The sequence below is a fragment of the Streptomyces sp. 13-12-16 genome, assembly GCF_002114215.1.
In the GTDB taxonomy this organism is placed as follows: Bacteria; Actinomycetota; Actinomycetes; order Streptomycetales; family Streptomycetaceae; genus Streptomyces.
Window position 1 is genome coordinate 1 of the sequence record NZ_NCTE01000820.1, and the last position, 14,196, is coordinate 14,196.

Sequence of the window (14,196 nt, forward strand, 5' to 3'; positions counted from 1 at the left end):
CCCCGACGCCGCGGCCCGCTACCTGCGGCGCGCCCTTCTCGACAGCGCCGCGCAGGGCACCGACCGGGCCCGCCTGCTCGTCGAACTCGGCACCGCCGAGCGTGTCTTCGACCCGCCGGCCTGCGAACGGCACATCGCTCAGGCGATCAGCCTGCTGCCCGAGGCGCGGGACCGTGCCGCGGCGGTGCTGCGCATCGCACCCACCCCCCTCGGCCCCGCCCCGTCCGGTGTGGTCGACCTGCTGCGCCAGGCCGCGGAGGGACTCGGGCCGGCCGCCGCGCTCACCGGAACCGATCGTGACCTCGCCCTGCGCCTGGAGGCCAGGCTGCGCCACTGCGCCTACGAGGATCCCTACGAACTCGCCGACGCCGCCGAACGCCTGCGGCGCCTCGGCTCCCGACCGCCGTTGGACACCGGTGGCGAGCGGGAACTGACGATCGCCCTGCTCCTCGCGGCCACCTTCGGCGCCGGCCTGCCGGCCGCGGACGTGGTCCGCCTGGCGGAGCGCGTCCTGGACCGGGAACCGGCGACCTCCGCCCGCGTCCAGTCCACCCTTCCCCTGGTGGTCATCACCATGGTCGCCGCCGACTCCGTGGAGGCGCTCGACTCCTGGCTCGCCGTCGAGTCCCGGGCCCTGGAACGGCACACCGCGCCGACCGACGCGCTGGTGCACATCGAACGGGCCCTGATCCACATCGGCCGGGGCCGTCTCGACCAGGCCCGCGAACAGTCCGAGACCGCCCTGCGCATGACCGAGGCCGACCGGCACAGTCTCGGCACGGTCGCCACCCTCGCGCACGCCATGGTGGCGTTGGAGACCCGGGACCCCTCGCTGGCCCGGCGCGTGGTCCGGCGCGCCGAACACATCCGTGACGAGGGACTGACCGTCACCGTGATGCTGCGCCTGCTGCAGGCCGCCGGTGACGTGGCGGCCGGCGACCTCACCGGAGCGCTGGACTCCCTCCAGTCCTGCGGCCGCCGCCTGGACGCTGCCGGCTGGCAGAACCCGGTGCTGTTCCCCTGGCGTCCCTGGGCCATCGGTGTCCATCGCCGCCTCGGAGACCTCCGTACGGCGCATTCCCTCGCGGAGGAGGAGCACGCCCGGGCCGAACGGTGGGGGGCGCCGGTGGGTCTGGGCAGGGCGCTGCGCCTGCTGGGCCGACTGGAGCAGGGCGGCCGGGGAACCGCTCTGCTGCGTCAGGCGGTCACCGTGCTGCGCGGCTCCGCCAATCAGCTGGAACTCGCCCGTGCCCTGCTCGCGCTCGCCGAACGCCTGGGCGGGGGAGTGGAGTCGGAGGCCCTGGTCCGGGAGGCCGCCACGCTGGCCACCGCGTGCGGTGCGCCATGGCTGGTGGAACGCGCCGCAGGCGGCGGGCCGTCGCTCCCCGCCGTCCCCGTTCCGGAGGCCGTCCTCACCCGCACCGAACGCCGGGTCGCCGCCTTCGCGTGCAGGGGTCTGACGAACCAGGAGATCGCCGAGACCATGGGAGTCAGTTCCCGGGCGGTGGAGAAGCACCTCACCCATTCCTATCGGAAACTCGGCATCGCCGGCCGACGAGAACTGATCGCCCTGATTTCCGGCGCGTAAAAGACGTCCGACCCGAGGGAATGAGTTCTTCCCGACGCCCGGAAACGGTGTGCGGAATGGGAGCACCGTGCCCGGGCGTTTCCGTGTGCCGTGCCCGCGGTGTGGCGGGGTCCCTGCCCGGAGGCCGTCCGTCCGCCCGGGGCGGGCCCGACCGCCCGCGTCGGGCCGGTGCCGTCGGCCCGGTGTGTCGGTCACACCCCCGCCGACTGCTCCCACCAGGTATTTCGATGCGGTATGAGCGGTCTGGCCGCTTGCGGTCGCCGCGGGCGCACCGAACCCCCGAACACCGAACCCCCTTCGGTGCGGGACCGTACCCACCGAAGGGCCGACCACAGTATTGGCGGGCCGGACCACTTTCGCGTTGACCCGCGGACAGCCGTCTCCGTAATCTCCGCATCATTCAGTCACCGGCACGGCGTTTCAGCGGGATCGGGCACTTCCGTGTCCTCCGGAAAACGTCCGTGTTCCTGGTTCCCTCGCCGCACCACGCAGAAGGGTCTGAGTTCCTTGACGCTCTCTCCCCACGACCTCGTCATGGACCGTCCGAACATCCTCGACGGGACCGAGGCGCTGGACGCCGCGGCCGCCGGCGTCCATGGGTCCCCCACCTCCGTGGCCTGCCTGGACCCCACCCTGACCATCCAGCAGGTCAGCCAGGAGTTCGACCGCCGGTTCGGCAGCCCCGCGGAGGACCTCTGCGGCCGTCCCTTCTGCGACCTGGTGCACCCCAGCGTCCGGCAGCCCCTGATGCGGCAGTTCTCGCGCATGCTGGAGGGCAAGCGGCACCGGTTCGCCACCGAGGTCATCACCGTGGGCCAGGACACCGCGCACACGCTTCCGCTGACCGCGACGGCGGTGCGCGGCGGCCACCTCCCGGACGTCGCCGCGATCCTGGTGATGCTGCCCGCGGCGGACGGCGAGGGCACGGACTCCGGGGTCGTGGTGCCCCGGAAGAAGCTCCTCAGCGAGGTGGACGCCCGTATCCTCGAAGGCATAGCCGCCGGTGTCTCCACCGTGCCGCTCGCCTCCCGTCTCTACCTCAGCCGCCAGGGAGTCGAGTACCACGTCTCCGGTCTGCTCCGGAAGCTCAAGGTGCCGAACCGGGCCGCCCTGGTGTCCCGGGCCTACTCCATGGGCGTGCTCAAGGTCGGCACCTGGCCGCCGAAGGTCGTCGAGGACTTCGTCAAATGAGTCCGGTACCCGTCGGCCGGCGCGCGCTCCGCCGCGGCGGCCGGCGGGTCCTTCCTCCCCGGCGGGTGGCACGGTGGGGTCCATGACCGAACTGAACGGCTCGCCCGTCGCCCCGGAGGCGCTGAGGGCACTGGCCCTGACCAACTACGGCCACTTCACCACCATGGCGGTCGAGGACGGCCGGGTCCGTGGACCGGAACTGCACCTCGACCGTCTGGCCCGGGACTGCCGTGTCCTCTTCGACGCGACGCTCGACCTCGCACGGGTGCGGGTCTGGGCGCGCCGGGCGGTGCCGGCGACGGGCCGGTGCACCGTGCGGATCACGGTCTTCGATCCGGCCCTCCACCTCGGCAACATCGCCCAGGACGCGGACCCGCGGGTCCTGGTGACGGCCAGGCCCGCGCCCGCTGCCGGGGCGGAGCCGCTGCGGGTGCGGTCCGCCGTTCACCTCCGGGACCTCCCGGAGGTGAAGGGCGTCGGTCTGTTCGGCGTCCTGCGGCTGCGGCGCGAGGCGCGGCGGGCCGGCTTCGACGACGTCCTGTTCACGGACGGCGGCTCGGGGGTGCTGGAGGGCAGCACCTGGAACGTCGGCGTCGTCCGCGAGGGCCGGGTGGTCTGGCCCGCCGGTCCGGCCCTGGCGGGCACCGCCCGCGAGCTCCTGCGCCGCGCCGGGGTCGGGACGTCCGCCCGCGTCACCTTGCCCGAACTCGCCCGGTGCGAGGCCGTGTTCGCGACCAATGCCGCCGTCGGGGTCGTTCCCGTCACCCAGGTGGACGAACTCGTGTTCCCCGCCGATCACCCCACGGTGACCGCCCTCGTCGAACGCTACGCGTCGCTCCCGGCCGAGCGGCTGTAGTACGCACGCGCCCCGGACCGGGGCGCGCGCACCGAACTGTTGACAGGTCTACATCAAAGCGGAACGCTTGAGAGCGCTCTCAAATCCTTCCCCCCACCGACGAAGTCGAACGGAGGCAGAGCATGTTCCGCCTACTCGGACGCCGCGTCCTCACCCTGGGGACGGTCATCGCCTCGGTGATCGCCGGCTCACTGCTCACCGCCGGGACGGCCGCTCCCGCCGCGGTCCCGGACACCATCCCCCTGAAGATCACCAACAACTCGGGCCGCGGCGAGCAGCTGTACGTCTACAACCTCGGCACCCAGCTGTCGACCGGCAGACAGGGCTGGGCCGACGCGAGCGGCACGTTCCACCCCTGGCCCGCGGGCGGCAACCCGCCCACCCCCGCGCCCGACGCCTCGATGACGGGCCCGGCGGCAGGACAGTCCACGACCATCCGCGTCCCCAAGTTCTCCGGCCGCATCTACTTCTCCTACGGCCGGAAACTCGTCTTCAAGCTGACCACCGGCGGCCTGGTGCAGCCCGCCGTGCAGAACCCGACGGACCCCAACCGCGACATCCTCTTCAACTGGTCCGAGTACACCCTCAACGACTCGGGCCTGTGGCTCAACAGCACCCAGGTGGACATGTTCTCCGCCCCCTACTCGGTGGGGGTGCGGCGCGCCGACGGCAGCACGACGAGCACCGGCAAGCTCAAGCCCGGCGGCTACAACGCGGTCCTCAACACGCTCAGGGGGCGGTCCGGAGGCTGGGCCGACCTGATCCAGACCCGCTCCGACGGCACCGTGCTGCGCGCCCTGTCCCCGCTGTACGGACTGGAGACGGGCGCCCTGCCGGCGTCGGTCATGGACGACTACATCAACCGGGTCTGGCAGAAGTACACCGGCTCCACCCTGACGGTCACCCCCTTCGCCGACCAGCCGGGCACCAAGTACTACGGCCGGGTCTCCGGTGGCGTCATGAACTTCACCAACGGCGCGGGAACCGTCGTCACCGGCTTCCAGAAGCCGGACGCCTCCTCCGTCTTCGGCTGCCACAGGATGCTCGACGCCCCCAACGACCAGGTGCGCGGCCCGATCTCCCGCACCCTGTGCGCCGGATTCAACCGCTCCACGCTCCTGACCAACCCCAACCAGCCCGACTCCGGCTCCGGCGGCTTCTACCAGGACTCCGTCACCAACCACTACGCCCGCGCCATCCACGCGCAGACGGCCGACGGCAAGGCGTACGCCTTCGCCTTCGACGACGTGGGCAACCACGAGTCGCTCGTCCACGACGGCAACCCGAGCCAGGCCTCCCTCGTCCTCGACCCCTTCGACTGACCGGGCCGGTGGCGGCGCGCGGACCGGACGCGCCGCCACCGGACCGCCGGAGGACGGCGGTCAGCGCGGCGGTACGGGCCGCACGGCCAGGACGGCGATGTCGTCGTCGCTGTCGGCGCCCAGCCCGATGAGCAACTCGTCGCAGAGCACGTCGAGCGGCTCCCGGGCCAGCGCCGCCGCATGCCGGCGCAGCCGCTCCATGGCGTCGTCCAGGTGCTCTCCCCGGCGTTCGATCAGTCCGTCGGTGTACAGCAGCACCGTCGCGTGCGCCGCGATCGCGTCCCGGGCCCGGGGACGGGACACCCGGGGGTCCACCCCGAGCAGCAGCCCCGAGCCGTCCTCCAGGTAGCGGGTACGGCCGTCCGGTTCGATGAGCAGCGGCGGAGGATGCCCGGCGGAGGAGTGCACCAGCTCCCAGGGGCCGTCCTCGGAGCCCTTGACCAGAGCGTAGACACAGGTGGCGGTGGACTCGAGGTAGAGGCTGTGGTTCGCCATGTCCAGGCGGTGCAGAACGGTCTCGGGCGGCTCCTGACGGTCCACGGCGATGCCCCGCAGCATGCTGCGCAACTGGCTCATGGCAATGGTCGCGTCCAGGTTGTGCCCGGTGACGTCGCCGATGACCAGCGCCGTGTCCCCGCTGGGCAGGAGGAAGCCGTCGTACCAGTCACCGCCCACCTGCGCGGTGGCGGAGGAGGCGGCGTAGCGGGCGGCCAGCCGCAGATGACCGACCTCCGGCAGCCTCGGCAGCAGCGACCGCTGGAGACGTTCGGCGATGTTGCGCGTCTCCTGGTGGAGACGGAGGTTGTCCACGCCCAGGGCGAGACCGCGCACCAGGTCGTGGACCAGCGGCAGATCCTCTTCCGTGAACGGCGTCCGGCGTCCGCGGCGGGCCACCGTGAGGGCGCCGATGATCTGCCTGCGGGCCCGCAGCGGGGCGACGACCGCGCTGTCCGCGCCCATGGTCCGGAACAGCCCCAGGTAGTGGGCGTCCAGGGGGCTCGCGACCTGGCTGGACGACGGCGGCCCGGTGAGCAGCAGCGGGCCCGCCCCGCGCAGCGCACGGGCCAGGGGACCGCGGGCGGCGTCGGACACCGGCGGGAGCCGGCCCTCGTACTCCTCGGGCCGGGGACCACGGAGCGAGCGGTGGGTGAGGGAGACCCGCTCCACCTGGCCGCTCTCCGTGAACAGGTCCACCGCGCACCAGTCGGCCAGCCGCCTGGTGATGATCCGGCCCACCCGCTCCAGACCCTCCTCCAGGTGCGGGGCGTTGCTCAGCGCGGCCGACGTGTCGGCCAGCAGCGACAGCCGCTCCAGCGTGGTCCGGTCCGTGTCCCGGCCGTGCTCACCGGCGGCCGGCGGGGGCAGCCGCTCCGGTTCTCCCTCCGGCATGGACCGGGCGCGGCCGGGCCGGTCCGTGGAGGGGTCGGGAACGGCCGCCCGCGGGGCGAGCTGGGCGACGAAGACGGTGCGGCCGTCGGCCGTCTCCTGCGGCTGGATGAACAGCCGCACGGGGACCAGCCGGCCGTCGCGGTGCAGCGCGGGCAGCGGCACCGAGCGGCCCAGGATCCGGGGCTGCCCGCTGAGCAGCAGGGACGTGAACGCCGCGACGTGCCGTCTGCGGAGGTGTTCCGGGACGAGTGCGGTGAGCGGACGTCCGACGAGGTCGTCCGGGTGCCAGCCGAGCAGGTCCGCCGCCGGCCCGTTCGCCGCGATGATCCGGTTCCGCTCGTCGGCGGCGATCGTCGGGGTCCTGCTCGCCTGCACCTGCCCGGCGTCCCACGCCACCAGTTCCGAGGGGCTGGTGCCCGGATCCCCGGGCACCACCGTCCACGCCGTGGGGTGCGCCCCCGCCAGCTGTCCGACGATCTGGTCGAACAGCCACTGGTGGAAGAGACGCTGCCGCGGCAGCGCCGGGAGCGTCAGCAGGCGCTCCTCACGGGCGCCCTCCTCGACCAGGTCGAGCACCGCGCGCAGGGTCTGCACCGACGGCTCGGCGTCCGGCGGCACCGACAGGGGCAGTGAGCGGATCGCCTGCCCGGAGGGCTCCCGCCGCAGCGCGGTCGTCACGGACGTGGTGATCAGCTGGCTCATGTCCAGTGCGACGGCCAGGTCCTCGGGGGGTACACCGAGATCGTGACCGGCGGCGACGGCCAGGGTCACCTCGCGCAGCAGGGCGTGCCGGTGCTGCTGAGCCGCCGCGCAGAGCGCCGCCGGCACGTCGAGCAGCGTCACCGTCGTTCCCGGGACGGAGGGTGCCGCGGCGGGTTCCCAGTCGTCCGGGCGCCGGGGCGGCCCCTCGGGCCGCAGCTCGAACCAGACCGTCTTGCCCCCGGCACCGGTCTCGACGCCCTGCCGGGACGACAGCCCGGCGACCAGCGGCAGACCCAGTCCCGTGCCGGCGTAGGGCGGGCATCCGTGCGGCACGAGCACGCGGTCCGGCCGGCGGTCGCCGACCCGCACACGGACCGTGCCGTCGTCGACGCGGGCCGCCACCTCGACCTCGGTGCGGGCGTGCAGGACGGCGTTGGTGACCAGTTCACTGACCAGCAGCTGAGCCGTGTCCACCAGGTCCGGTGCGGCACCACCGAGGACATCCCGCACGAACCGCCGGGCCTCCGCCACGCTCTCCGGCGCCGGAGGGAACCGACGCGACGGTGTCCCGCGGGCATCGAGGTCGGCCATGGTCTCAGTCTGCCTCACCGGCCCCGGCCGTCCCCCGGCCGACACGGTGGAACCCCGCCGCACGTCCTCTCGAACGGATCCCGGGCGATCACCGTGACCGGCGGGCCCCATAAGGTGCCTCCATGTCTGCCACGTTGAACGCGGGGAGAACCCGCGCCGCGCTGCGCACGTCGGCGCGCGTCTCCGGTGAGCTGCTGCTGGTCCTGGTGGCGGCGGCGGTGGTGCTGTGGGTGCTGGGCCGGATGTGGTCGGTGGTCTGGCCGCTGATAGTCGGTCTCCTCCTCACCACGCTCACCTGGCCCCCGACCCGTTTCCTGCGCCGGCGCGGCCTGGCCCCCGCGCTCGCCGCCTCCCTGGTGACCGTGCTCTTCCTGCTGGTGGCCGCGGGCACCGCGGCCCTGATCGCGGTGCCCGTGGCATCGGAGTCCGGCGAGCTGGCCGACGGTGTCGTCGAGGGCGTCCAGAGGCTGCGCGAATGGGCCGCGGGGCCGCCGCTGAACATCGACGACGCACAGATCGCCGGTGCCTTCGACACCGCGACCGCCCGCATCCAGGACAGCGCCGGGGCCATCGCCACCACCGCCGTCACCGGCGTGAGCACCGTCTTCAACGGTGTGGTCACGGCCGTCCTCGCGCTCTTCCTGATGTTCTTCTTCCTCAAGGACGGCCCGCGCTTCCTGCCGTGGCTCGGCCGGCAGCTCCCCGGCCGGCTCGCCACGGACGTGCCCGCCGTCGCCGAGCGGTGCTGGCTCACCCTGGGCTCGTTCGTACGGTCCCAGGCGCTCGTCGGCCTGATCGACGCCGTACTGATCGGCCTGGGCCTGTGGATCCTGGACGTCCCCCTGGTGCTGCCGCTGGCGGTGCTGACCTTCGTGTCCGCGTTCGTGCCCATCGTGGGGGCCCTGTTCGCCGGTTTCGTCGCGGTGCTGATCGCGCTGGTGTCCAACGGCCTGACGGACGCTCTGCTCGTGCTGGCCGTCATCGTCGTGGTGCAGCAGCTCGAGGGCAACGTGTTCCAGCCCATGATCCAGAGCCGCGGTCTCGGACTGCACGCGGCGGTCGTCCTGCTGGCGGTGACGCTCGGCGGCAGCCTCTCCGGCATCGTCGGCAGCCTGCTCGCCGTACCGGTGGCCGCGCTGATCGCGGTCGTCTGGAACTACCTGCGCGAGCAGCTCTCCGACCCGCCGCCCGCACTGCCGGCCGACGGCTCCTCCGCCTGACCGGCACGCCCACCTTCCGCACCGACAGGAGGCCCCCCCGTGACGTACGACCTCACCGCACTGCGTGCCCGGATTCCCGCGCTGGCCGCCGGTACCGCGCACTTCGACGGCCCCGGCGGCACCCAGATGCCGCTGCCCGTCATCGAGGCGATCGCCGCCGCGCTCTCCCGGCCGCTCTCGATCCGCGGCGACGGCCTGCCCGGCGAGCGCAACGCCGAGACCGTCGTCGTCGAGGCCCGGCGCGCCATGGCCGACCTGCTGGGCGCCGACCCGGCGGGCGTCGTCTTCGGCCGCAGCGCCACCCAGCTCACCTACGACTTCTCCCGTACCCTCGCCGCGACCTGGTCACCGGGCGACGAGGTGGTCGTCAGCCGGCTGGACCACGACGCCAACATCCGCCCCTGGGTGCAGGCGGCCGAACGGGCCGGCTGCACCGTCCGATGGGCGGACTTCGACCCGGCCACCGGCGAACTGACCGCCGACGACGTCCGCGGCCGACTCTCCGGCCGCACCCGACTGGTCGCGGTCACCGCGGCCTCCAACCTGATCGGCACGATGCCCCCGATCGCCGAGATCGCGCGGATCACGCACGAGGCGGGCGCCCTGCTGTACGTCGACGGGGTGCACTACGCCGCACACGCCCCGGTCGACGTCGAGGCGCTCGGCGCGGACTTCCTCGTCTGCTCCCCGTACAAGTTCCTCGGCCCCCACCACGGCGTCCTGGCCGCCCGTCCCGAACTCCTGGAGACACTGCGCCCGGACAAACTGCTGCCCTCCACGGACGCGGTGCCCGAGCGCTTCGAACTGGGCACGCTGCCTTACGAGTTCCTCGCGGGCACCCGTGCGGCGGTCGACTTCCTGGCCGGGCTGGGCGCCGGGCCGGGCGGCAGCCGCCGTGAACGGCTCGCCTCGGCGTTCGAGGGGATCGAGGAACACGAGGGCGTCCTGCGCGACCGGCTGGAGAAGGGGCTGGCGGCCCTGGAGCAGGTCACCGTCCACTCCCGGGCGGCCCGGCGCACCCCGACCCTGCTGCTCACCCTCGACGGCCACCGCACCGAGGACGCCTACCGTTTCCTCGCCGGACGCGGTGTCCACGCGCCCTCCGGCAGCTTCTACGCGCTGGAGGCGTCCCGCCACCTCGGCCTCGGCGACACCGGCGGCCTCCGCGTCGGCCTGGCCCCCTACACCAGCGGTGAGGACGTCGACCGGCTGCTGACGGGCCTGTCCGACTTCCTGGAGCGGAGGACGGACGCACATGGGTGAGGACGGCGGTCTCACCTACGGCCCCCGCGGCGCCACCGCTCCGCGGGCCCCCATCTGGCCGGCGTCCCCGCCCGGGTTCCGCCGGTTCGAGAGGACCGTGACGATCGGACGGGGGGAGGACGCCTGGAACGCCGCCGGCGAGGCGGTGCTGCGGTGGGAGGTCAAACGGCGCAGCGGCTTCGCCGTCGCCCCGGCCGACGGGGGCGGCACCGGCGTGCGCGAGCGCGGGCGGTACACCGTCACGGCGGGCCTCGGCCGGTGCGTCGTACGGGAACCGGTCGAGGTCGTCGCCGTGGTGGAGACCGGGGACCGGCGCGGTTTCGCCTACGGCACCCGCCGGGGCCACCCGGTCAGCGGCGAAGAGGCCTTCATCGTGCACCGGGACGGCGACGGCCGGGTCCTGCTGACCCTGCGCTCCCTGACCCGGGCGGCGCCGGCGGGTCCCTGGCGCCCGCTCTTCCCCGTTCTCCTGCTGGCGCAGCTCCACGTCCGCAGGCGCTACCTCCGTGTCCTGCGGGACGCGGGGGTCAGGAGTACAGCGCCGTGATCTCCTTCGCGTACGCCTCCTGCGCCGCCCGCCGTTTCACCTTCAGCGAGGGGGTCAGCAGTCCGTTCTCCTCGGTGAACTCGCCCTCGACCAGGGTGAAGGCGCGGATGGACTCCGCGCGGGAGACGGCCTCGTTGGCGTAGTCGACGGCCTTCTGCACGTCGGCGCGCATCCGCGGGTCGCGTACGACCTCGGACATCGGGGTGTCGGCGGGCATCTTGCGCACCGCCAGCCAGTGGGCGACCGTCTCGGGGTCGAGGGTGATCAGCGCGGCCACGAAGGGGCGGTTGTCGCCGACGACGAGGCACTGGCCGACGGGCGGGCGGCTGCGCAGCCGGTCCTCCAGGACGGCCGGGGAGACGTTCTTGCCCCCGGAGGTGACGAGGATGTCCTTCTTGCGGCCGGTGATGGTCAGATAGCCGTCCTCGTCGAGGGAGCCGAGGTCGCCGGTGGCGAACCAGCCGTCGTCGAGCGCCTCGTCGGTGGCGGCCGGGTCGTTCCAGTACGACCCGAAGACGATGCCGCCCTTGATCCGCACCTCGCCGTCGTCGGCGATGCGGACCGCGGTGCCGGGGACCGGCAGACCGACCGTGCCGGGGCGGGGGCCCAGCGGCGGGACGACCGTGGCGGCGGCGGTGGTCTCGGTCAGGCCGTAGCCCTCGTAGACCATGATGCCGGCCGCGTAGAAGAAGAGGTTGAGGTCCCGCTCCAGCGGGGAGCCGCCGCTGATGGCGTAGCGCACCCGCCCGCCGAGTTCCTTGCGGACCCGGCGGTAGACCAGCAGGTCGTACAGGGCCCACGCGGCGTACAGCCGCGGGCCGGGACCCTTGCCGCGGCCCAGGAACCTGTCGAGGTGGGCCTCGCCGAAGCGGACGGCGACGCGGTGGGCGCGTTCGAAGGAGGCGCCCCGGCCGATCTTCTCGGCGGTGGCCCGGCCGGTGTCGTGGATCTTCTCGAAGAGGTAGGGCACGCCGACCAGGAACGTCGGACGGAACGCCCTGAGCGCGGGCCGGAGTTCGGCGGGCTTGATGCTCGGGCAGTGGCCGGTCTCGATGCGGGCGAGCAGACAGGCGATCTGGATGGTGCGGCCGAGGATGTGGGCGAGCGGGAGGAAGAGCAGGGTCGAGGCGACCTGGTCGGTGACCTCCTTGAAGACGGGGTGCAGCAGCTCGACCGTGTTGGCGGCCTCGGCGTACAGGTTGGCGTGGGTGAGGACGCAGCCCTTGGGGCGCCCGGTGGTGCCGGAGGTGTAGCAGACGGTCGCGACGGTGTCGGGGGTCAGGGCCGTACGGCGCCCGGTGACCTCCTCGTCGGGGACGTCCCGGCCGAGCGCGGTGAGTTCGGCGAGGGCGTCCGTGTCCAGTTCCCACACGCGCGGCGGTTCCGGGTGGGCGGCGGTGCCGGCGGTGACGGCGGCCGTGTTCTGCGCGGTCTCCGTGACGACGTACCGGGCGCCGGAGTCACGGACGATCCACTCCACCTGCTCCGCCGAGGAGGTGGGGTAGACCGGCACGACCCGGCCGCCGGCGGACCAGATCGCGAAGTCCAGGACCGTCCACTCGTAGCGCGTACGGGACATCACGGCGACCCGGTCGCCCGGTTCCAGCCCGGCGGCGATCAGCCCCTTGGCCACGGCGGTGACCTCCCGGGCGAAGGCCGCCGCCGTCACCGGGCGCCAGGTGCCGTGCTCCTCGCGCCGCAGCACCACCGCGTCGGGTGCCTCGGCCGCGTTGGTGAACGGGATGTCGGCCGTGCTGCCGGTGGTCCGCCGCGGGGCCAGAACCGCCGTACGGGCCTCACGGACGACGCCGTGCTCGTCCCTGACGGTCTCGACCACGGTCCGGTTCGTCGGACCCGTGCGTCGTGTCGCCCGTTTCAGATCCCTGCGTACGCCCATGACGGCTCCCGGTCGCGGCTGATGCTCTCGTGCTGGTGCTGCCGTACTTACTCCAAAGTAAACTTACCCGTGCGTAAGAATCAGTCAATGGGCGGGGGTCAGTCCAGTCGGTCCGCCGCACGGATCGCCTTCGCCAGCCCGCGGATGTCCTCGTCCTCCGTCCGGTCCGCCAGGTCGCCCGCGCGTTCGGAGAGTTCACCGAGACCGGGGGCGCCCGGCAGCGCGCTGTAGCGGTGGTCGGAGGAGCGCAGGGCGTCGGCGAAGTAGGCCGCGGTCGCGGTGACCGCCAGACCGCGCCGCGCGCTCCACACGGAGTCGGCGAGACCGCCGGCCTCCAGGTCGCCCGTCTCCTCGTGCGGGGTGCGGCTGTCGGGGTCGAGCCAGCGCACGGTGGCCGTCGCGAGGTGGCCCTCCGCCCCCGGCCGGGTGCGCACGGCGTACAGGGCGGTCACGGTGTGGCCGGGGCCGACCTCGCCGCCGTCCACGCGGTCGTCACGGAAGTCCTCGTCGGCGACCCGCCGGTTGTCGTAGCCGACGAGCCGGAACTCGGCGACCGTCTCCGGGTCGAAGGCGACCTGCGCCTTGGCGTCACGGGCCGTCAGCTCGATGTTGCGGGGAAGCTGCTCGCAGAACACCTCGCGGGCGTCCTCCTCGCCGGACACGTACACCGTGTGGCCGTCGCCCTCGTCGGCGAGCCTCTCCATGAGTTCGTCGCCGTAGTCGCTGCCGACACCGACGCCGAACAGGGTGATGCCGTGCTCGCGGCGGGACTCCCCGATGCGTTCGAGGATCGCGTCGGCGTCCGTGTCACCGGTGTTGGCGAGGGCGTCCGAGACGAGCACGACCCGGTTGGTCGCGCCCTCGCGCAGCCCCTCGACGGCGGTCCCGTACCCGGCCTCCACACCCGCCCCGAGGTCGGTGGAGTCGGTCGGCTCCAGGCTGTCGACGGCGTCGTGCACCTCGCCCCGGTTGCCGCCGAGCCGGGTCATCGGCAGGACGGTCTCGGCCTCGTCGCTGAAGGTGACGACGGCCACCGAGTCGTCGTCGCGCAGCTGGTCCGTCATGGTCGCGAGGGAGTCCCGCGCGAGGTCGAGGCGGCCCGGTTCCGCCATCGAACCCGAGATGTCGATGACGAACGTCAGGGCGACGGGCGGGCGTTCACCGTCCGGATCGGCGGCCCTGGTGGCCAGGCCGACCCGGACCAGCGACCAGTCCTCCTCCTCCTCCGTGCGGGCGCCGTCCACGGTGACCGTGAAGCCGTCACCGCCGGGACGCTCGTAGTCCTGCCGGAAGCTGTTGACGAACTCCTCGGGACGGACGGTCGACGGATCCGGCAGCCGGCCCTCGGCGAGGGTGCGGCGGGCATAGCCGTACGAGGCGGTGTCGACGTCCAGCGCGAAGGTCGACAAGTGGTCGGGACCGGGGGCGACCTCGCGGGAGTCCTGCCCGCCCTCGCCCCGTTCACCCTCGTACCGCCCTCCCGGGCCCCGGTCGGGGGCGGGCGGCGGCCCCGAGTCGCCCCCGCGGTCGTAGGAGGCGTCGTTCGCCCTGGAGCCGCTGTCGCTCCCCGCGCCGCAGCCGCCGACCAGCAGGCAGCTCGCCGCCGCGAGCGCGAGCAGCGCTCCGGCCG

At 73.4% G+C, this 14,196-nt stretch carries 10 protein-coding genes; 7 read left to right on the plus strand and 3 right to left on the minus strand.

Annotated elements, in window-relative coordinates; all coding sequences use genetic code 11:
- The 4 genes from B7767_RS29655 to B7767_RS29670 all read left to right on the plus strand — a co-directional run.
- A partial coding sequence (locus tag B7767_RS29655; protein ID WP_143652694.1) for a helix-turn-helix transcriptional regulator occupies positions 1 to 1,588 on the plus strand: 1,588 nt, incomplete at its 5' end.
- A 507-nt stretch (positions 1,589 to 2,095) separates the two neighbouring features.
- Entirely contained in the window at positions 2,096 to 2,779 is a 684-nt protein-coding gene (locus tag B7767_RS29660; protein WP_256923618.1) for a PAS domain-containing protein, read from the plus strand.
- An 82-nt stretch (positions 2,780 to 2,861) separates the two neighbouring features.
- A complete protein-coding gene (locus tag B7767_RS29665) occupies positions 2,862 to 3,635 on the plus strand; it encodes an aminotransferase class IV (RefSeq protein WP_085574844.1) in 774 nt (257 codons plus the stop codon).
- A 122-nt stretch (positions 3,636 to 3,757) separates the two neighbouring features.
- On the plus strand, positions 3,758 to 4,957 hold the full coding sequence (locus B7767_RS29670; protein WP_085574845.1) for a glycoside hydrolase family 64 protein: 1,200 nt from the start codon (positions 3,758 to 3,760) through the stop codon (positions 4,955 to 4,957).
- A 60-nt stretch (positions 4,958 to 5,017) separates the two neighbouring features.
- Here the strand turns inward: B7767_RS29670 and B7767_RS29675 are convergent, their stop codons facing one another.
- Complete coding sequence (locus tag B7767_RS29675; RefSeq protein WP_085574846.1) at positions 5,018 to 7,639, minus strand: SpoIIE family protein phosphatase; 2,622 nt, start codon at positions 7,637 to 7,639, stop codon at positions 5,018 to 5,020.
- Positions 7,640 to 7,761: 122 nt separating this feature from the next.
- Between B7767_RS29675 and B7767_RS29680 the strand changes: the two genes are divergently transcribed.
- From B7767_RS29680 to B7767_RS29690, 3 genes are read left to right on the plus strand one after another with little or no spacing between them, the layout of a single operon-like run.
- Complete coding sequence (locus B7767_RS29680) at positions 7,762 to 8,859, plus strand: AI-2E family transporter (RefSeq protein ID WP_085574847.1); 1,098 nt, start codon at positions 7,762 to 7,764, stop codon at positions 8,857 to 8,859.
- A gap of 39 nt (positions 8,860 to 8,898) precedes the next feature.
- Entirely contained in the window at positions 8,899 to 10,122 is a 1,224-nt protein-coding gene (locus B7767_RS29685) for a cysteine desulfurase-like protein (RefSeq protein WP_085574848.1), read from the plus strand.
- Entirely contained in the window at positions 10,115 to 10,669 is a 555-nt protein-coding gene (locus tag B7767_RS29690; protein ID WP_085574849.1) for a DUF1990 family protein, read from the plus strand. Before B7767_RS29685 ends, B7767_RS29690 begins: the two co-directional genes overlap by 8 nt.
- On the opposite strand, the gene B7767_RS29695 is transcribed toward B7767_RS29690, so the two are convergent.
- A complete protein-coding gene (locus tag B7767_RS29695) occupies positions 10,650 to 12,566 on the minus strand; it encodes a long-chain fatty acid--CoA ligase (protein ID WP_085574850.1) in 1,917 nt (638 codons plus the stop codon). The two genes, B7767_RS29690 and B7767_RS29695, sit on opposite strands and share 20 nt — an antisense overlap.
- A 98-nt stretch (positions 12,567 to 12,664) precedes the next feature.
- On the minus strand, positions 12,665 to 14,196 hold a 1,532-nt coding region (locus B7767_RS29700), incomplete at its 5' end, for a von Willebrand factor type A domain-containing protein (RefSeq protein WP_256923619.1).